We start from the raw sequence: 19,617 nt of genomic DNA on the forward strand, positions 1-19,617 counted from the left end.
TGAATGAAATTGATGGATTGCAAATATACTGAAAATTCTTCAAATTTGCAATCTGACAGATCTTATTCTGTCCGGGACTTCACATACAAGACAGCGGGGGACAGAAAAAGTGGTAAAGGCTGTTTGAAGCATAAAATCCGGAGAGGGCAGTTGATATGGATTAGTAAATGTCCCAACTGCTGTTTTTCTTGAGTTTTTATTTTGGCTGTCAAAGAAATTCAGTATCTTTGTGAAAGTGAAAGTTCTCGGATATATCTTTAAAACAAAGAAGATGAAAGTATTATTAGTAAATGGCAGTCCTCATCTGAAAGGGTGTACTTGGCGTGCCCTTCATGAGATAGAAGTTACGTTGAATCAGAATGGCATCGAAACAGATATGATCCATGTTGGTCAAAAACCTGTTCAGAGTTGTATCGCCTGTTATAAGTGTAAGTCGACAGGCAGGTGTGTTTTTGATGATGTAGTCAATGAAGTCGCTCCTGAGTTTGAGACATCGGACGGTATAGTAATTGGCACACCTGTTTATTATGCCTCGCCTGCAGGAACGATCAAGTCTTTTCTAGACCGTCTTTTCATGAGTACAAAGTTCAGCAAACGGATGAAAGTTGGTGCGGCTGTCGCTTCTTGCCGTAGGGCAGGGTCTGTTGCCTCCCTTGATATGATCAACAGGTATTTCTCAATAGCCGAGATGCCTGTGGTTTCCAGTCAGTATTGGAACGAGGTTCATGGGAATACCGTTGAGGAAGTGGAACAGGATCTTGAGGGTCTTCAGACCATGCGTGTTCTGGCCAGGAGTATGGCTTTCCTGATGAGAGCTATTTCTGCAGAAAAGATCAAAAACGGACTTCCTGAAACTGAAGTACGGTATCATACAAATTTTATTAAAGAATAAGGGGGGTAAAATATGTATGGTTCAGAATAATAAGGTTGAAAAGGGAAATAGTGCGGATGTCCAGGAACGAAAACGGGAACATGAAATCTATAAGGTGACATGGGCCGGGAGTGGAGTGGATATCTTTCTCTTGATATTCAAATTTGCAGCCGGTATTCTGGGGCATTCTGCTGCGATGATTGCGGATGCGGTCCATTCCCTGGCTGATTTTATTACGGATATTGTAGTTCTGCTTTTTGTCAAACTGAGCAATAAGCCCAAGGATAAAGGCCATGATTATGGTCATGGAAAATATGAAACCCTGGCTACTGCCGTTATCGGTATTGCTCTATTGGGTGTCGGTTTGATGATCTGCTATAATGGAATCACTAAAACGTGGAAAGCCATTAATGGTGTCATTCTCGTACAACCGGGTATTGTAGCCTTTATCGCTGCCCTTGTGAGTGTAGCCATCAAGGAATGGTGCTACCGTTTTACGGCTGCTGCTGGTAAGAAAGTTCATTCGGAAGCGGTGGTGGCCAATGCCTGGCATCATCGCAGTGATGCTTTGTCCTCTGTAGGGACAGCCTTGGGGATCGGCGGGGCTGTCATCTTGGGACAGAAATGGGCTGTCCTGGATCCCATCGCTGCTATTGTGGTCAGCATCTTTATTATCGTGACTTCATGGAAACTAATCAGGCAGTCGGTAGGTGAACTTTTGGACGAGAGCCTCCCGGACAGTATGGAAAATGAAATCGTGGAGATTGCAAAAAGTGAACAGGGGGTAAGTGGTATCCATAACCTGCGGACACGCCGCATCGGTAACCAGATAGCTATAGAAATGCATCTTCGCATGCCGGGCCAACTGACACTTTATGAAGCGCATCAGCATTCTACACATATTGAAGACAGACTCCGCAAGCATTTTGGCGCCGGGACCATCATTACCATTCATCCTGAACCGGTGAAGATCAATGGGAAATATGAGGATCCTGATTTACCCGCCGTCTGTTATCCTGAGAACCATTAAGGGGAGCTGCGCAGATGGTCAACGATCATTTGTCCTTTTCGATAAGGAGGCGCAACATACTCACAACGCCAGGGAGTATTCTGCCTTTAATGTGTTGAATTCCTCAGTTTCCAGTTGTCTTTGGTATAGCTTGAAGGATAAGAGGTCTTATCGACTACTTGTCCGCCTCTTTCTCGGATCCAGGTATCCAGACTTCTCTGGCCTTCTTTCAACACAATAACCCTGGCACCATTTCGCAGATGGTTGTATACCGTGTTTCCTCCGGAGAATCGTCCGTGGGCGAGAAGGACATGGTAATACATCAAGGAGTAGTCATCGTCATGATCATGTCCGCAGAATACGCCCATCACATCACCACATTCTTTCATGGCAGCGAACATACCGGAATTGAGTTTGGGGGCGTAGGCCCTTTCCATTCTTATTCCATACATGACCACTTGTGGATTCGATACGGCTTCATTATATTCCGGTAATGGATAATGCATGAAAGCGATTGCTGGCAGAGGTTTCCCTCTGTTGGCCTTGGTATACCTGGCGCTGGTGCTTCTGTACCAGGATAGTTGGGAAAATGAGAATTCCCGATAACCACCGACATCGGGTATTTTATTAAATGAATGGGTATCAAAACAGTAAATGAGCGCTTCTGTCTGAAGACCGTTTTCTGATTTGACCGGTAAGACATAGTCCAGGGAATTGCCTCTTCTGACGGGTTGTATATCGTATGGCGTTTTCTGCATCATATCATATAAGGTAGTGGCAGATGTTCCTTGTTGGGGATCGTGGTTGCCTAAGATCATACAAAAAGGAGTTTTCTGACTACTGAAAAGGTTGAGCAGACTCTGTAGTGCCGTGTTCCCTGGTCTTGCATAGATAATATCACCTGTGACGATGATCAGGTCAGGTTTTTCCTTTCCTATTACTTCTTTAATACAATCTATTGCCTGCTGGGAAGCTGGGTTAGCGGGTTGATAATGAAGATCGGTAAACTGAACGATCTTAAATTGCCCGTCATGGAACTTGAGACCCTGGGCCTGTATGCTGAGTACGATCAGACAGAGCAGAGAAAAAATGAAACTTGTTTTTTTCAACATATCTTACTCGTTTTCGCTTTTGCAGATTTATGTAGTCTTATAAGGACTTGATAGGTAGTCTGTTCCGGACGTTTTTAATTCGGTACAAAAGTATATAAAAATGATGAGAATAATTCGCTTTTCTCGTTTTTTTCAGTCTGTAGCAGTTGGACCAGATATGTTCACCCCAAATGCTTGGCATTGTTAGCAAGAAATACGCCGATCAGAATCAATCCTCCTCCAAGACAGGCAATTGGTGTTAAAGGCTCGTTGAGGAACAGGGCACTTGCTATTACCGTCGTAATTGGATTTAGATAAATATAATTGGAAGCTTTTAGTGCGCCAATCTTGCCAATAACCCAGTTCCATAACAGAAAACAGATAAAGGAGGCAACGATCCCTAAGAAGAGAAGGTTAACCCATACTTCAGTTTTTCTGAAGTGGTCTAAAGGAAAATTCCAGTGCTGGAAGAGGAATACCGGAAGGATGGTAATAATGCCATAGAAGAACACTTTCCGGGTAATGAATAGGGCTGAATATTTTTGGGATGCCCGTTTCATCACCAGACTATATACAGCCCAGCAGATGGCTGCCGTGAGTGCCAGTAAATCTCCCGACGGACTGAGGTGCAATACAAAGTGTCCATTGAATATGACGGCTCCTACTCCGGCCAAGGCGGTCAGTGAACCGATAATCAGGAGTGAAGATGCTTTGATGCTTTTGATGAAGGTAATCGCCAGACAGGTCGTAATCAATGGTGCCGTGCAGACGATAAAGGCGACATTATTTACATAGGTGAGCCCTACAGCCGTATTTTCGGATAAGAAATACATGGATCCACCGGTAACACCAAGAACCAGCATTGTTAGCTCGTCGGTCCAACTTTCACAGAAAATCTTTTTGGGTGAAATCCACCAGATGCATAGATAAGCCAGCAGGAAGCGGACAATAAAGATTTCCTGCGGCTCTAAACCGTCCCGTAGTAAATATTTGGTGTTTACAAAAGTGCAGCCCCAGCAGGCTACTGTTATTACTGCAACAAGATGGGCAAAAATGATGGAGTTGTCCTTTTTGCTGGTTGGTTCTTTTCCTCCATTTTCTGATTGTCCGGCAACTTTTACAGATTCATTCTCCTCTCTTTCTCCTTGCTTGTTTCTCTCTTTTTCCATCCAGTATTTCCTTATTCGCGGCAAAGTTACGCAAAAAATAGGAAATGAGGAACAATAGACTACTGTATTTTGTCCCTTGAGGAACTCCGGGTTAGCTGAGATCTGAAAAGACAGGAAGGGCTGAAGTCGATGTTTCTATGAAGATAAACTTTAGAAAATATGGGAATATGCCTATAAATGCTTTTAGATTCCCTTGGACCGGTTGACCATAAATACTCCCAGAAGAATGAGTGCACCTCCTGCGAAGGCAATGGGGGTCAATGGTTCTTTGAGGAATAAGGCACTGAAGATAACGGTGGAGATCGGATTCAGATAATTGTAATTGGCGGTTTTCAATGCTCCTATCTTTCTGACAGACCAACTCCACATCAGATAGCAGGCAAAGGAAGCGACCACTCCGAGAAAAAGAAGGTTCAGCCAGATTTCCGGTTTCTCAAAATTTCTCAGTGGAAAACTCCAGTGCTTAAACAGGAATACGGGAAGGATGGTAACCAGTCCGTAAAAGAATATTTTACGAGTGATAAATGTGGCGGAATATCTGTCTGAGGCACGTTTGATGACCAGACTGTAGATTCCCCAACAGAAGGAGGCCAATAGGGCAAGGGCATCTCCTGACGGATTGAGATGGAGTACAAAATGCCCGTTGAAAATAACTATTGCCACTCCTGCCAGAGCAATGGCGGAACCTGTAATGAGTTTCTGTGAAACTTTTACGTTCTTCAGAAAGATAGTTGCAAAGAAGATGGTAAACAGTGGTGCCATACAGATGATAAACGACACATCGTTTACAAAAGTAAGTTGGACGGCTGTGTTTTCTGCCCAGAAATAAAGAGATCCGCCTGTGATCCCTAACAAGAGCATCGTCAGTTCATCTTTCCAGTTGTTGCAGAACAGTTTTCTGGGTGAGATAAACCAGATGCAAAGATAGGCCAGAAGAAAACGGACGAAGAATATTTCATGTGGCTGCATTCCTCCTATCAATAAATATTTGGTGTTTATAAACGTGCCACCCCAGCAGGCAACGGTCAGAATGGCAACGGCATGACCTGTCCATTTTGACTGGTCTTTCGTATGGATAATATGCCGTAAGTTCTGGATCCGTACCATTGTCATCGCAATAGATTTTTGTTGACGCATTTGTTCTTCCTTCTTGCTTTTCATCTCTTTCTTTGCTTTCCTAGGCAAAGATACAAAATAATATCCACATATAACATAAAAATGCAAATAAAATTCATTTCCGAGCCGTTCTGCCCCGGCTAATAAGAGGAGAAATGTGAAATAGTGTACAATAAGTCTTTTTTATTTTGGGAATTTGAGGGATTTCACGTAATTTTGGCTATAAAAAGACAAATATGGATTGTACGTTCAGATTAGCTTCAGCTGCGGACTTGAATGAAATTCTTGTGATCATACGTCAGGCCAAGGCACAGATGATGAGGGAGAATAAGCATCAATGGGATGAGCATTATCCTGCGAGGATACATATAGTGAATGATATTCATTCTCATCAGGGGTATGTGCTTTGCCAGCAAGGTAAGACGATCGCTTATTGTGCTATGGTCTTCAGTGGTGAACCTGTCTATGATACTATTGATGGAAAATGGCTTTCTTCCGGACCCTATGTGGTGCTGCATCGACTGGCTGTTCCGGATGCCATGAAGCATAAGGGTGTCGCTACGGGACTGATGAAACGGGTTGAAGTCTTAGCAAAAGTAAAGGGGGTGCCCAGTTTTAGAATAGACACCAGTGAAGATAACAACTATATGCAGAAAATCTTTCATCAGTTAGGATTTTCTTATTGCGGCAAAATACAATATGTCCAGGGCTCCAGGATGGCTTTTGAAAAAATGCTTTAAAAGGTTTTTATGTATGATATTAATGAATGTTGGAGGCGGTCCGGCTAACATCAGATCCTGTGGTTTTGTCTTGCAGACAGAACAGACCTTTGGTAAGGACAGATCGTAAGAATATTGAAGGTAAGGTGATATGGCATGGAAAAGGAAGTACAGATGTGAAAGGTGTGGCTATGAAGTTGATGTCTATGAAGGGAAAGGTTTTATGGGACAGGAGATAGATATGGTCTCATGCCCGGATTGTCACACCTTGCAACCTTTAGTCGTAGGAGGAATCATTGGTGATGCGGCCCCTTCCTATAATTCTTTGGTGGGCCGGTTGTGCCTGAATTGTGGGTCTGACCGGATCAAGAAATGGGACGGCCATACTTGTCCGAAGTGTGGGGGAGAGATGAAAGAAACCGGTGAGAAAGAGTATTGGACTTAAACCATGAGGATGGTTACTGGCTCATTCCGGGAGTTGGTGAGTAGTCTCATCTGCTTCCTTTTTTTATTCCATGACAATATTCATTGCCGATGATCTTCTGAAATTCCGCCTAAGCATAACTGTGCATTCCTCCCAGAAACAGGTTGACCCCGAAATAGGTCATTAAGAGTACGAGGAAGGCTAGTATCATGTAAGCATGATAAAAGAGTGGTTTATGCAAAATCGTCAGGCCCTTGGAATGCAGGGGAATGGCATAGACCATGAAGGTGATGAGTGCCCAGGTCTCTTTCGGGTCCCAGCTCCAGTAGCTGCCCCAACTGATATTTGCCCAGATGGCGCCTATAAAAGTGCCTGTCCCGAGGGTAACTATGGCTGGGTAAAGGAATATTCGGGAAAGATCCATAAGGGTAACGGGCGGAGATTCTGGTGTGAGGTCGTCGATGGAGGAAGGATGGAGCAGGAATAATATCAAGGTTGTCAGACTACAGATAAAAGTAAGTCCTAACAGTGCGTAGCTCATCATCATCAGACTGACATGAATGCTGAGCAGGGGACTATTCAGAACGGGCATCACTGGTCCTATAGCTGGATCCATCTGACCGATGTGACTCACCAGAAGGGAGAATCCGCTCAGCAGAAAACCGAAAGCAGAGAAAAGGGTTGCCATCCGACGGTTTGATAAGGCAGCAATAAGAGTAATCAGTATACTGAACCAGGACAGGACAAGCATTGTGTCATAGCCATTGGACAGGGGGATCGTCCCGCTGATCATCCAGCGTAAGGCAAGCACAAGGGTTAGGGCTAGCTCTGAGAGAGTGAGGAGCACGGTTGCCGCAGGGGCAATGAAATGCTGTAATTTCATAGAGACTGTGATCTGGACTTTTACGGCCTGCTCCTGCTTTATCGTGTAGGTTACGATGAGGACAAAGAGCAATAGTCCTATCGTGAGATCGGTCGTGGCCAGGATGGTGGTAAGGGGTATACGATTGTATACCAGTTCGGCTTGTACTTTGGTTTGACTCGGTATGGAAGCGCTTCCGTGCCTTTCCTGATATTTTAGTGTTTTATCAAGAATATGGTTGACGTTTCGTATCTGCTTCTGTTTCAGTTGGAGAGAGAGTAAGGGGAGAAGTTCTCTGATAAAGTAACGGTCTTTCTTGGAAACTGCTCTATCCAACTTGCTCACAGGTGAGTACCAGACTATCTGCCCTTGTTCTTCGGAAGGAAAGATGGTCAGAATATTTCCATGTTGGAGCTCCATTATCAGTTGTAACTTTCCGTCCAGATCAGCACAGGCTTTATGGAATCCATCTGCTTGGCCTTGAGCATATTCCTGGATGGTGGGTCCGAGTATGTAGTCGCCGTTTCTGAAGAAGTCATTTACATTTGCATATTCCGGCAGGTCAAAGCGATGGCGTATATCTGTATTCTTGATCCGGATGAACGGTTCTTGATCCCATTCAGAAGAGTAGAATATCCAACTCATCACGACCTGTTCAGCTGTCATGCCTTTATAACTTCTGCTATTATGGAGTTTGTTGGTGAAATCGAGGGCAAAAGTTTGTAAGGGACAGATCCGGTTGTCATAATTGATGAATAACCGCCCGAACTTTTTTGCTGTTTCCTGAGGGATGACGGTAGCAGCCCGTGGAGACTGGATACAGAATGGGCCCATGAGCAGAGCCAGGGTCAGTAAACCGTTACGGACAGACACCTTATGGAGGAGTTGGCGAAAAGTCCCTTTGGGGTCCAGTAATAGCCAGAAAAGACTGAAGAAGAGCAGGGCATAGCCGATGTAGGTAACGGTAATACCATAAGGATCCCTGCTGACACTTAGATAGCTCCCCATATTGTCTGTGTCGTAGCTGGCTTGATAAAAGCGTACACCCTTATACATGAAGATATGATTCATGGATACTTTTGCCGGGATCGTTTTCGCCCCGTCGATAATCTTGAACTTTGTGATGAAATTACTTGGTGCAGTTGTACCTTTATGATATGTGATGTTAAAGTGATCCAGACGCACCGAAAAGGGCAGGTACATGCTTTCTGGTGTACCGTCATCCTTTTGCTCTTCTACGTGGTTTGTGGGTTGGTCACCCCGCAGATACATCATTCCTTTGAATGCAAGGGTATGCGTGAGCATGGCACCGATAAGGATAATTACCATGGAAAGATGGAGAATCAACGTAGAGAGATGACGGGCAGGTGAAAGATGCCGGAAGATATAGAAAAGGCCGGTAATGATGAGCAAGGCCCACAGAAGGATAAACCACCAGGAACCGTAGAAGTACTGGTCTGTGAATGGAGTACCTTCAATGTTTTCCACAAAGGTCGCTGTGGCGAGTGCTACGATGAGCAGGATATATATGGAAATGATAGTTTTCTTGATCATATATTGGAATAATAACGGCTAAAGAAACATTTTGTTGTTCCTTTAGCCTGAAAAATCACATAGTAAATATTAAGCAGATTACATTTATATCGCATTAATGAAAGCAATGACCGCGTCACGATCACTCTTGGGAAGATTATAAAACTTTTTTGCAGCAAAAAAGGCATCACTTTCTTTGCTGTAGGCATGCCACATAATGGCTTCTGTAACATTTCGTGCACGGCAGTCATGCAGGCGACTTCCTTCACCTGTTTCTTGAGTGGACAGTCCTCGTCCCCAAAGAGGAGTAGTACGGCACCATCCTCCGCGGATGTTATTGATCATGTATAGATTGTGTTCAATAAGGTCTGTATAGGGCCAGATAGTCGTGTTACTATAATCCGGCATGCCGTTACCGATAGAACAGAATTTGCGTGATACGGGATCAATCCAACTGTTATCTTTCACAATATTCCATGACGGACGATGGCAACTTGTGCATCCCATCTTATAGAAAAGTTCTTTTCCTCTTTGTATTTCTTTGTTATCCAGATTGCGGGCTTCAGGTACTCCAAGCCCTTTATGCCAGACGGCAAAGTCATAATAATTTTCATCAGTCATTTCTTCCTGACCATTCCAGGGGGAACCGTTGACAAAGTATTTTTCATATAGGGTATGAGTCTCTGCATTGTTCTTGTTGAGGCTCAGCAATTTATTTACCATATAGGAAATGCTGTCTGTGGAACCATCTGCATAATAAGGGTGCAGGAGGGAATTGATGTTCTTGCCTTCCTGCTGTATCGTACTGATAACCTCTGCATCTTCGCTCATGTCTTTAGCCCAGGCGGCTGAACTGTAAAGATAATGACGGTCTGACCGTGTAACATTCGTAATGTTCCACATTGCGTTGGCACCCGGTCCGTCAAGAAGGGCTGCACGGGTTAGACCGTATGTGAATTTCTTGATGCGTTCCGTGCCATCAGCGAGCGTATACCAGGCACTGTTTGCCCAATCATTTGCAGCAGAGTTCCAAATCGAAGGATTCAGTTTGACATATCCATTGGCTGCTTCTTTCTGATATTGTACTTTCATGGAATCATCACTTATCGCATCAAGAAGTCCTGTACCATAAAGTCCAATAGTTGATTCTAAACGTACCTCATAGTTAACAGGTTTGGGATCAGTATGAAATGCCGTTGCATCAATGGTTACATCCGGATAAATCAGTTCGAAGGTCTCGCCGTCAGGGAAGTGAGTGGCAGAAAGTCCTGAAGGCATAGTTCCGGTAACGGTCTTCCAATTGATATGTATTCCACTTTCATCTACCGGTGCCTTAAAGGGACTCATTGCCCTGGTCTGCGGCATGCCTGTGACCTGCCGGACATAACTGTCAGCAGCATATTTTACTCCGTCCGGATCTGTTCCGGCAGTAGGATGATAAATGACAAGCAAATATCCATTCCCCATTTCTGAAGCATTATATCTGGTCTGTCTTTTCCCATGACCGTATTTCGGATGACAGTATTCGCAGCCTGGCCGGACCCATGCCGGTCCCAATCCGGTATAGGGACGGTCAAAAAGGGTAAAGTCATGTTCGAAAAAGGTCTCACCTTTCTTGAAAATTTGATAGAGACCGTAATTGTCTTCAACTATTGGTGCCGGATTACTGTAACAACCTTGTTCATTGCTTGTGGTACCCTTTACACCTCCCGGATACCATTCAGCTGCTGTAAAGTTTCCTACCTGTTCCCCAATATTCTCATTTGGATTTACAGGAGAAATGGAATGATCATCACTGCAACCTGTCAAGACGGTAACTAACAGTTCTAAAAGAAAAAAAGGTTTGTATATCCTCTTAATCATATATGAATTCATTTAACTTATAAAATTACTTATTATTGGACTGGACAAAATCATCAGCCTTATTCAATATGTCAGTTAAGTTCTTGCATGCATCTATGGCTGCTTGTATAGCTGTTTTATTGGCCGGTGCATTGAACGTCAGAACAAACGGAGTTGGGATAGCCTTGATTTTACTTTGGGCATCATCTATGGCGTTTTGGACTTCATTGCCTATAGTGGAATTGTATTTCTTGAAATAACCGGCCATTGAATAATCAGACCGATTGCCTGTCACTCCACCATTCCACACATTGTTAATGCTTTGGATGTTATCCCAGAAGTCAGTCAGTGAATTATAAGAATAGGGTGATTCGATGTAACTTGGATCCTTGCCGGAGAACGGATTGGTTATCTTTGTCAGACCTACTTCATCTGAAATGCCACCACATCCGTTATCGCCGACAAGAATGGCTGAGACAGCATTTTTTACTGAACGGTAAAGAGAACCGATCTGTCCTGCTGCTTTCATGTTTTCACCATAGGTCATACTATTATTGCTCAACATATAAGTGCTCCATCCAAGGCGGTCTTCTATGAATTGGCGATGGTCAGCAGGTGCATCTTTGTTCCAGCAACATTCCAGACGATATACACTGTTACGCAGATCTCCTGCTACAGCCTTCGCAAAAGTCAACTCATAATCTCCTGAGAGTTGTGTGAAATCGAGGCCATTTCGATTCCATGAATCATGACCGTCTGCATTCAGTTCACTGGCTTTACGAGGTTGACCATCACGGAAAAGGATGAATTCGATACCATGAAAGCCCAGGAGTGTCTGCCCAAGATCACCATTGGCTACAACATCTCCGTCATCACCGGAAAGACGTTCTACCATTGATTTGTTGGTGAGTTGTGAATGAAAACCAGACAAGTCAAGGGGCCTTGTGTCTATATGCGGGTCGATGTCATAATCGGATGCTGCTCCGAGCAGGAAGGCTTCACTGCTTTCATAGTATGAACGTGCATTTTTCCAACTCTTACAGGCATTGTCTACCATCTCTTGTGTAACGGCATTTTTCTGTGAAGCGGAGAGAAGGTCGCTTATACTTGAATACAGATCGGTGCTTTCCTTTGCCAGCGAAGAGTAGGTAGGGTTAATAGTGTTGTCAACATAGGATATAAGTACATGTTGAAGATACTGGTCACCCACACTGAGTTGATCTGTTTGATTTTTGTCGCTGTTGTTGTCATTACTGCATCCACAGAATCCGATAGCCATTGCTAAAACAGCTATGGCAAGTAGTGACTTCTTGTAATGTTTCTTCATTTTAATAATTTTTGTTATGTGTATGATATGATTATATCTTTAGGTTTGTAACTGGAACTCTCTTATCAAATGGTGAGGCTTTTTATCCGGTCTTCGGAATTAGAGGAAAAATGCCTCGTATGCTATGCCAATATTGATACTAGGTTCATTGTTGTACGGACTTTTCAAGAGCCGGTGATTGTAATCAGCTTTAATGACAATCTGTGGAACCGGATAATAGTTGATGCCAAAAACAAGATTTTGTTTTTTCGTATATTCTATTTTGGGCTGTCGATGGTCTCTGATGTAAGGGTTGTAATACTCATATCGGCCAAATACATAGAATTTCTGATTATCCTGTCGCATGCTTTCTATTTGGGAGAAAATATCATATCCGGTTTCTATTCCGATAGCTACCGCATTCTTACCTACATACGAACCCTCATACGGTGATGTCTTCGTCTGTCTTCCCGGTAGATAATAAAGATTGTAGGCGTCACTGAGATAACCGTAATCAGCTTGTCCTCGGATAATCCAGTTCCATCTGTCGAATGTGAAATCAAGACTGCCTATAGCTACTGTACCATTATATTTTGAAGCCTGACCATCAGCATCACGGGTATAAGAATTGTCTATGCTTTGCCCGATATAACCACTCCATCCAAGTCGTAAACCGGGAATGGTGGTGTTATCAATACGTGCGGCAAGTGCATACTTATTGGCAACCTTGAATTCAAACGGGTCTTGTGTTCCATTGTGAACCCAACCAGTAGTGTTGAAAAACATGGCATCCAGTCCGGCAAGAAATTGAAGTTCATATTTCCAATGTGGCAGACGGCCCCAGAAGCTGATACCCGTGTCATGCCAAGTTGAGGGGAGTATCGTGTTTTCACCCTCAGGACGATAGACAGTAAAGAAATTAAGGGGTTCATGATGTGAGTTGTTCAGCCCTACCGGAACGACAATATGTCCGGCACGAATATTGAACCTTTTGTTCAGGAATGATTTTTGCAACCAGAATTGTTCAAGTTCTACTTCACCGCCTTTTTCTATTTCTCGTTCCCATTCGCCACCTTCTTCATATTCTTTTTCGAAGGAAGCACCTGTACCTCCATGCTCGAATTCTATTTCAGACCCCATGGTCCATCCCTTTCCGAAATCGTATCCGAGATAAATTACGGCATGAGGTATATCAAAACGTCCATGACTGGGATCATTTTTGTAATTGCCGGGCTTGGAGTAACGGTATACGTTGTCACTATAAAACATACGACTATAGACGGCTTCTCCATATCCGCCCACACTTAAGCGGTTACCTTTGACATGGTTCATTACGCTATCAGCCGCATTGATCTGCGCTCCGGCATTTATCGTGCCACAGAATAACAGCATCGTACTGATTAGGGAAATTGGAATTTTGTTCATTATCTTCTGATTTTCGTTTAATAAGATTTTATAAGATTTGCTTGCAAAATTAAAGATTATTGATTGTTTTTACAATACTTAAAAGTTGGTAAAATCTCTATCCTGATTTTGGGTATATCGCATAGAGCAAGAATCATTATTCTAAGGTATTTCAGCCATTTTAAGTCTGTTTTGGTCGAATCTGAAACCACGGTCATGGCCTTTTTAAAATCTGAAAAAGGTAAATGTTGTAAGTAAATTGGAAAATAAATGACATGTTGTTATTAATTTCCATTTTAAATGTTTACTTTTGCAAGCAAAATTAGAGAAATTTTTAATGCGGGTAATTAATTTTATAAAGAACTGGACCCTTCTTTGTTCCTTGATTGCCGGGACGGTCGTCTATCTGTTGTTTTCAGAAATTCCTTTTCTTGAACCTACAGGTGATTTTGCTGGACCCATATTGATCGAACTGATGCCGTTTATTATCTCAACGATGCTTTATATCACGTTCTGTAAGATGCAGATACATGATCTGAGGCCCCGCACCTGGCACTTCATCTTGCAAGGGATAAGAACAGCTCTCTCCGGACTTACGGTTATTGCTATACAATTTGTCAAAGAACCGGAAATCAAACTCATGCTTGAAGGTGTTTTCATTTGCGTCATTTGTCCTACAGCTGCCGCTGCTCCAGTGATTACAGAAAAACTCGGGGGGAATATTGCATCACTTACCATATTTCTTCTTATTGCTAATGTCGTCACTTCTATTATTATTCCATTATTCTTCCCTCTAGTAGAGAAAGGTGCCGATATTTCGTTTATCGGTGCATTTTTCATGGTGCTAAAAAAGGTAATGATGGTACTTGTCGTTCCTCTTATTCTTGCCTTGCTTACTCGGAAATTCCTTCCCCAGTTGTCCAACTGGCTTAATCATTACAAAAATATAGCTTTTTATTTATGGACGATTAATCTGGCTATAGTGATGGGGTTGACGGCTAGAAATATTATCCATGCGCCTATATCGGGCTGGACGCTGGTTGTTCTTCTTATCATTCCTCTTGTCCTGGCTATCCTGCAATTCAGTATCGGCAAGGCAGTCGGAAAACATTATGGGGACAGTATCGGTGCCGGACAGGCTCTGGGACAGAAAAATACGGTTGTCGGAATTTGGCTCACCATCAAGTTCCTGAATCCTTATGCGAGTTTAGCTCCTTGTGCTTATGTGATCTGGCAGAATATTATCAATGCGGTCCAGATCTGGTATAAACAGAAGCATGGTTACCTGAAATGGTAGGATCTGACAGATAAAAGGAATGAACCTCAGGAGTGAAAAACCGGTTAAAATATTTGGTGGTTTTCTGAGGATTTCCTATATTTGTAGTTGAGAAAGAATCCCCGGTAAGGGCGATTTACTCAATTAACGCCAACCTAATAGGTGATGGCATTCTGATTAAAAAATTAGAAAAAATAAGGCGCGAATGCTTTCGCGCCTTTTGTCTGTCATTTCATGGAAGAAATAAAAAAAATTGTCCTTACGGGAGGACCTTGTGCCGGCAAGACAACGGCTCTGGTAAAAATTATGGAGCATTTCTCAAGTATTGGCTTCAAAGTGTTCACGATTCCTGAAGTGCCTACCATGTTTTCTCAAGGAGGTGTCAATTATCTTACGGATAACAAGACCTTTTTCTATGAAGAAGAGAAGGCTACCCTGGAGACCCAGATGTCCCTGGAAGATAAATTCCTGGATATGGCAAAGGCTTATAGGAAACCCTCCGTGATCGTCTGTGACCGTGGTACGCTGGATATATCTACGTATCTTACTCCTGAGATGTGGAAGAAAATTACGGAGGCTTGCGGGACGGATACGGAAGCTCTACGTAATCGTTATGATGCCGTGCTGCATCTGGTTTCTGCGGCAAATGGAGCGGAGAAGTACTATACGACTGCTAATAATAAGCAGAGGAAAGAGGGCCTGGAACTTGCCAGACAACTGGACAAGAAGATCATTAATGCGTGGACGGGACATCCTCATCTGAGAGTCATCAACAATCATGATAACTTCGAGAACAAGTTAAGGCGTGTTTTAAAGGAAATTTCGGATGTGCTGGCTCTGCCACAGCCGATAGAAAAGGAGAGAAGGTATCAAGTGGAGATTGTCGGTCAACTTCCTGAGTGCATCGAGAGTGAGATCACCCAGACTTATCTGACCGCTGAGCCGGGGTGTGAAATGCGCCTGCGCAGTCGGGTATGGAAGGGCAAACAGGTAAATATCCTGACGACCAAAAAGAGGGTAGCTGATGATGAAAGGATTGAGACGGAACGTACGCTCACCCATAACCTCTATACTTCGCTGCTCAGGCAGGCAGATCCTTACCGGCAAACTATCAAGAAAGTGCGGAAGACTTTCATCTGGAAAGGCCAGTTTTTTGAACTTGATAAATTTATTGAGCCTGTTAATCATCTTATCACCCTGGAAGTGAAAGGGATAGCGGAACGGGAAGATGTCCATTTCCCTCCCTTCGTAAAGGTTATCAAGGATATTACAGGAAATATGACTTATGATAACTATAATATAGCCTTAAGAAAATAAAATGGATGAATCAGCTTGTATAAAACTCTTGCAAAGTCATGGCATCAAACCTACGGCCAACCGTATTGTGATTACGGAAGCCCTGGCGGCCAAAGATAACCATCCCTTATCTCTGAAGGAACTGGAGGAAGCCATTCACACCATTGACAAATCAAATATCTCGCGTGCTTTGACCCTGTTCCGGGAACAGCACTTGGTGCATGTGATAGAGGATGGTGTTGGCAGTATAAAGTATGAACTTTGTATGTGCCGCTGCTGTACAGAGAGCAGAGAGGATGATGATATGCATGTGCATTTTTTCTGTGAGGAATGTCACAGGACCACCTGCCTCTATGATGTACCCCTGCCTCCTGTCCGTCTTCCCGACGGATATGAAGTACATTCGGCCAATTACCTGATAACAGGAATATGTCCGGATTGTCTTCGCAAGAGATTCAGGCATCCTCATGCCTGAAGTATGATCCATACCATTATGCAGTAGTTACCTTCTCAAGCGAAATGCACCATTTCGGTACCCCATTATGCACCATTTTGGTACCCCATTATGGTGCATTTTGATATACCGAAATGGTGCATTTTGGTCCCTTAAAGAACTACCGTGACCGCCTCTGATTCATGGTAAAAGGATTCTTCCAGGTTGAAGTGACAGGGCATTTCATGCGACAACTTCTGTCCCTGCTTTAATCTTATTTCTTCTTTTCTGATTCCTTAATGATACCATGCCGGTAAGCATATAATAATTCTTCCAAGTCATCAATCTGATGGCGCAACTCTATCCTCTTATCTGTGTCAGCTACGAGGAGCCGGTGATTACTCAACTCTACAAGTTGTGTAGTTGACTTGATGTCTGTGCCCCTTCTTATGGCATCTTCCTGACTGGTAAAGGGTTCATGCTGTACCAGTTGGAGACTGCGGCTATGGAACACCAATGTGTAACCGGCAATTCCTGTCTCACTATGGTATGCTTTGGAAAAGCCACCGTCGATGACCAGCAGTTTGCCATTTGCCTTGATCGGATTTTCTCCCTGTGCCGCCTTGACGGGGACATGCCCGTTGATAATGTGCCTGTTGGGGCCCTTTGCACCAAATGAATCCAATATATAGTCAACTACTTTTTCATTGTCTCGCAGTTTAAAGTAGTTGCCCTTTTCTTCATGCCATGTTGCCTGATCAGTGATAAAATAACGTTCAAAAGTAGCCATCTTGCTCTTGTCGAATAGAGGAGAATTAGGCCCCAGCCAGAGGTAGAGAAAAAAGTCAATATCATATTGTCGCTCCTCCGGATCCGTATCGGTTTGAAATGCATTACGTACCATAATCTCGATGTTATGCATCAACTTTGGGCCACTGTAGCGGCGTCCCGGATAGATTTCAACTTCTTTCAAGGTGCCGTCCGTGTTGAGCGGACAGGAGGCGTGGAAAAGCAGATTGTTATTGAAGATGGCATATATGCTGCCATGGGCCAGCATGAGTTGGATATGCCCTTGTAATTTCTCGCTTACGGCAAAAGAACGATGGAGCTTTCGTACCAGGAACTTTTCTTCTTTAGTAAGCTCGTATGGGTTTTTCGGATCAACTGTAGGAAAGTGACATGACGAAAGAGGGTAGGACTTGCCGTCTAACTCGATGGTTCCCTTTTTGTAATCGATCCTGTCCAGCAGGCAACGGTCTTCCATCTTCCATTCAGGGTGAATCTTGTAGAGTTGACTTTCTATCTTAAACTGGATGATCGCAATGGCTTTATGCATCTGAGCGGTAAGCCGCTGGGTACGTTCATCTACATGAGCGATGTCACCGCCAGATTTGGGCAGGAATTCTGTGCAGGGATCATCTTTGTAGGTGGCCATGGCAAAGGTGGCCAGAGGCATGAGATTGATGCCATATCCTTCTTCCAGGGTAGTCAGGTTGGCATATCGTAAAGAGACCCGGATCACTTCACAGATGCAAGCATCGTTTCCTGCGGCTGCTCCGATCCAGAGCATATCATGGTTTCCCCATTGGATGTCCCAGGAATGGTAGTTCTGTAAGGTATCCATAATAATATGTGCTCCCGGTCCCCGATCGTAGATATCACCTAGTATGTGGAGTTGATCGATGGCCAGTCTCTGGATCACTTTGGCAATAGCGATGATAAAGGCATCAGCCCGACCTGTGGAGATGATGGTATCGACAATTACATTTACATATGCCGTCTTGTTCGTATCCTCTGTGTGCTCGTGGAGAAGCTCTTCTATGATATAGGAAAAATCTTCAGGCAATGATTTCCTGACTTTAGAACGGGTATATTTGCTGGATACGTCCCGGCAGACGGCTACGAGTCGATGGAGGGTGATATGATACCAGTCATTAATATCCTTTTCTGTCTGTTTGACCAGCTCCAGTTTTTCTTCGGGATAGTAGATTAAAGTGCACAGGTCGCGTTTATCCTGTTCTCTGAGCGAGTTGCCGAAAAGTTCGTCCACTTTCCTTCGGATATTACCTGATGCATTCTTCAGAACATGCTGGAAGGCTTCATACTCTCCATGTATATCTGCCAGGAAATGCTCCGTACCCTTTGGCAGGTGGAGGATGGCTGCCAGATTGATGATTTCTGTACTCGCCGAGGCGATATTCGGAAAACTCTTTGACAATAAGGTCAGATACCTCATGTCCTTATCAATGTTATAATGCTTCATAGTTTTTGCTTGTGTTTTTGTTTTCATGGAATCATTGGAATTAATATTTGATTTGATCTTTTTCCTAACAGATCTCTATATTGCAGACGTCCCGGAGTTTGTCGGCAGGCGGTCCTTTAGGACTCGTCCTCTTTTTTCTTTTTTTCTTCCTGTGGCCTGCAATATTTCAACATGGTTTTTGTCTTTCGGTCCTCCAGTGACTCCTCCGGCATGAAGCCTTCGGTGAGGCCTGTACGTGAAGTCATGACTTGGAAAACGCGACGGGAGAATTTCTCCATCTTCAACTTCTTGATCTGTTCTGTCAGCAAGTCATCATCATAATCCGTATCGTGAAGAAGGCTCTGCAGAGCATCAAAGTATTCCTGAGGGATATTCTGATGTGGCATCCTTGACTGAATCTGAAGCAGTTGTCTGAGGATAAGGTGCTCCGGACTGTCATTCCCGGTCAGCCGGCGGATCTGCTCTGCTTTGAATTTTTCGTGACGGGATAACACCCTGGCATAGACTTCTTCCATTTTTGACCGCATCTCTTCTTCAGAAAGAAGATGGGTGAGTACCGGGTTAGGAATCCTGTAAAGTTGGAAGTTCCATTTTAATTTTTTCAGATATTGCATTTCGAGTGGGGTGGTTACCAATACGGCATCAGCATATTTTATCATGCTTTTCTGGTAATTCAACCGCTGGAAAAAACGTTTGTGTGCGGGGTGCCGCATGTTCCATGGGGTGATCCCGCCCAGAGGTGAAAAGATATAGGGTATACCCATCTTTCTAGCCTTTCCGGCTAATCGGGATGCCCGATAATCCCATGCCCCTAACAGATGAAGAAGGTCTGCTTCTGACAACTGGTCTGTGTGGTCACATCTGCTGACAGCTGACATATAGTCTCGCCAGATGTCAATCTTTGATATAGACTTATTGATATACAGATAGATCTTCATATTCATTCCTAAATATACAACATTCTATCGGAATAAACAAGAATGATGATAGAATTTTACTTTGA

The 19,617-nt window shown here is 43.6% G+C and carries 16 protein-coding genes; 7 read left to right on the forward strand and 9 right to left on the reverse strand.

Annotated features, from left to right (window positions below):
• Window positions 1–271: 271 nt before the first annotated feature.
• The gene (locus ACYRYG_RS00535) at window positions 272–892 is read left to right on the forward strand and encodes a flavodoxin family protein (protein ID WP_460197300.1); all 621 of its coding nucleotides are present in this window, start codon (window positions 272–274) and stop codon (window positions 890–892) included.
• Between the two features lie 16 nt (window positions 893–908).
• Complete coding sequence (locus ACYRYG_RS00540) at window positions 909–1,901, forward strand: cation diffusion facilitator family transporter (protein WP_460197302.1); 993 nt, start codon at window positions 909–911, stop codon at window positions 1,899–1,901.
• Between the two features lie 86 nt (window positions 1,902–1,987).
• Here ACYRYG_RS00540 and ACYRYG_RS00545 read toward each other — a convergent pair whose 3' ends face one another.
• From ACYRYG_RS00545 to ACYRYG_RS00555, 3 genes are all read right to left on the reverse strand, one after another.
• On the reverse strand, window positions 1,988–2,989 hold the full coding sequence (locus tag ACYRYG_RS00545) for a metallophosphoesterase family protein (RefSeq protein WP_460197390.1): 1,002 nt from the start codon (window positions 2,987–2,989) through the stop codon (window positions 1,988–1,990).
• 164 nt (window positions 2,990–3,153) lie between these two features.
• Complete coding sequence (locus ACYRYG_RS00550; protein ID WP_293415666.1) at window positions 3,154–4,140, reverse strand: DMT family transporter; 987 nt, start codon at window positions 4,138–4,140, stop codon at window positions 3,154–3,156.
• Between the two features lie 183 nt (window positions 4,141–4,323).
• Complete coding sequence (locus tag ACYRYG_RS00555) at window positions 4,324–5,247, reverse strand: DMT family transporter (protein WP_293415784.1); 924 nt, start codon at window positions 5,245–5,247, stop codon at window positions 4,324–4,326.
• 245 nt (window positions 5,248–5,492) lie between these two features.
• On the opposite strand from ACYRYG_RS00555, the gene ACYRYG_RS00560 reads away from it, so the two are divergent.
• Together ACYRYG_RS00560 and ACYRYG_RS00565 are read left to right on the forward strand one after the other, a co-directional pair.
• The gene (locus ACYRYG_RS00560; protein WP_460197304.1) at window positions 5,493–5,996 is read left to right on the forward strand and encodes a GNAT family N-acetyltransferase; all 504 of its coding nucleotides are present in this window, start codon (window positions 5,493–5,495) and stop codon (window positions 5,994–5,996) included.
• A 130-nt stretch (window positions 5,997–6,126) separates the two neighbouring features.
• A complete protein-coding gene (locus ACYRYG_RS00565) occupies window positions 6,127–6,420 on the forward strand; it encodes a hypothetical protein (protein WP_293415662.1) in 294 nt (97 codons plus the stop codon).
• A 109-nt stretch (window positions 6,421–6,529) separates the two neighbouring features.
• On the opposite strand, the gene ACYRYG_RS00570 is transcribed toward ACYRYG_RS00565, so the two are convergent.
• From ACYRYG_RS00570 to ACYRYG_RS00585, 4 genes are all read right to left on the reverse strand, one after another.
• The gene (locus tag ACYRYG_RS00570) at window positions 6,530–8,815 is read right to left on the reverse strand and encodes a cytochrome c biogenesis protein (protein WP_460197306.1); all 2,286 of its coding nucleotides are present in this window, start codon (window positions 8,813–8,815) and stop codon (window positions 6,530–6,532) included.
• Between the two features lie 84 nt (window positions 8,816–8,899).
• Window positions 8,900–10,657 (reverse strand): di-heme oxidoredictase family protein, encoded by a 1,758-nt coding sequence (locus tag ACYRYG_RS00575; RefSeq protein ID WP_293422670.1) that lies wholly within the window; start codon window positions 10,655–10,657, stop codon window positions 8,900–8,902.
• Between the two features lie 25 nt (window positions 10,658–10,682).
• Window positions 10,683–11,963: an imelysin family protein gene (locus ACYRYG_RS00580; RefSeq protein ID WP_460197307.1), complete on the reverse strand. Its 1,281-nt coding sequence runs from the start codon at window positions 11,961–11,963 to the stop codon at window positions 10,683–10,685.
• A gap of 99 nt (window positions 11,964–12,062) precedes the next feature.
• Window positions 12,063–13,367 carry a hypothetical protein gene (locus tag ACYRYG_RS00585; RefSeq protein ID WP_460197308.1) on the reverse strand — a complete coding sequence of 435 codons (1,305 nt, stop codon included), beginning with the start codon at window positions 13,365–13,367 and terminating at the stop codon, window positions 12,063–12,065.
• A gap of 316 nt (window positions 13,368–13,683) precedes the next feature.
• Here ACYRYG_RS00585 and ACYRYG_RS00590 point away from each other — a divergent pair, with 316 nt between their 5' ends.
• The 3 genes from ACYRYG_RS00590 to ACYRYG_RS00600 all read left to right on the forward strand — a co-directional run bounded on the left by ACYRYG_RS00590 (window position 13,684) and on the right by ACYRYG_RS00600 (window position 16,393).
• On the forward strand, window positions 13,684–14,643 hold the full coding sequence (locus tag ACYRYG_RS00590; protein ID WP_294076979.1) for a transporter: 960 nt from the start codon (window positions 13,684–13,686) through the stop codon (window positions 14,641–14,643).
• 213 nt (window positions 14,644–14,856) lie between these two features.
• Window positions 14,857–15,939: an AAA family ATPase gene (locus ACYRYG_RS00595; protein ID WP_293430871.1), complete on the forward strand. Its 1,083-nt coding sequence runs from the start codon at window positions 14,857–14,859 to the stop codon at window positions 15,937–15,939.
• A 1-nt stretch (window position 15,940) separates the two neighbouring features.
• Complete coding sequence (locus ACYRYG_RS00600) at window positions 15,941–16,393, forward strand: Fur family transcriptional regulator (RefSeq protein ID WP_293417184.1); 453 nt, start codon at window positions 15,941–15,943, stop codon at window positions 16,391–16,393.
• 232 nt (window positions 16,394–16,625) lie between these two features.
• Here ACYRYG_RS00600 and ACYRYG_RS00605 read toward each other — a convergent pair whose 3' ends face one another.
• On the reverse strand, window positions 16,626–18,614 hold the full coding sequence (locus ACYRYG_RS00605) for a fructose-1,6-bisphosphatase (protein WP_460197310.1): 1,989 nt from the start codon (window positions 18,612–18,614) through the stop codon (window positions 16,626–16,628).
• Window positions 18,615–18,730: 116 nt separating this feature from the next.
• Window positions 18,731–19,558, reverse strand: a complete 828-nt coding sequence (locus ACYRYG_RS00610; RefSeq protein ID WP_293417178.1) for a glycosyltransferase family protein — start codon at window positions 19,556–19,558, stop codon at window positions 18,731–18,733.
• Between the last annotated feature and the right edge of the window lie 59 nt (window positions 19,559–19,617).

Source organism: Segatella asaccharophila (genome assembly GCF_054687055.1).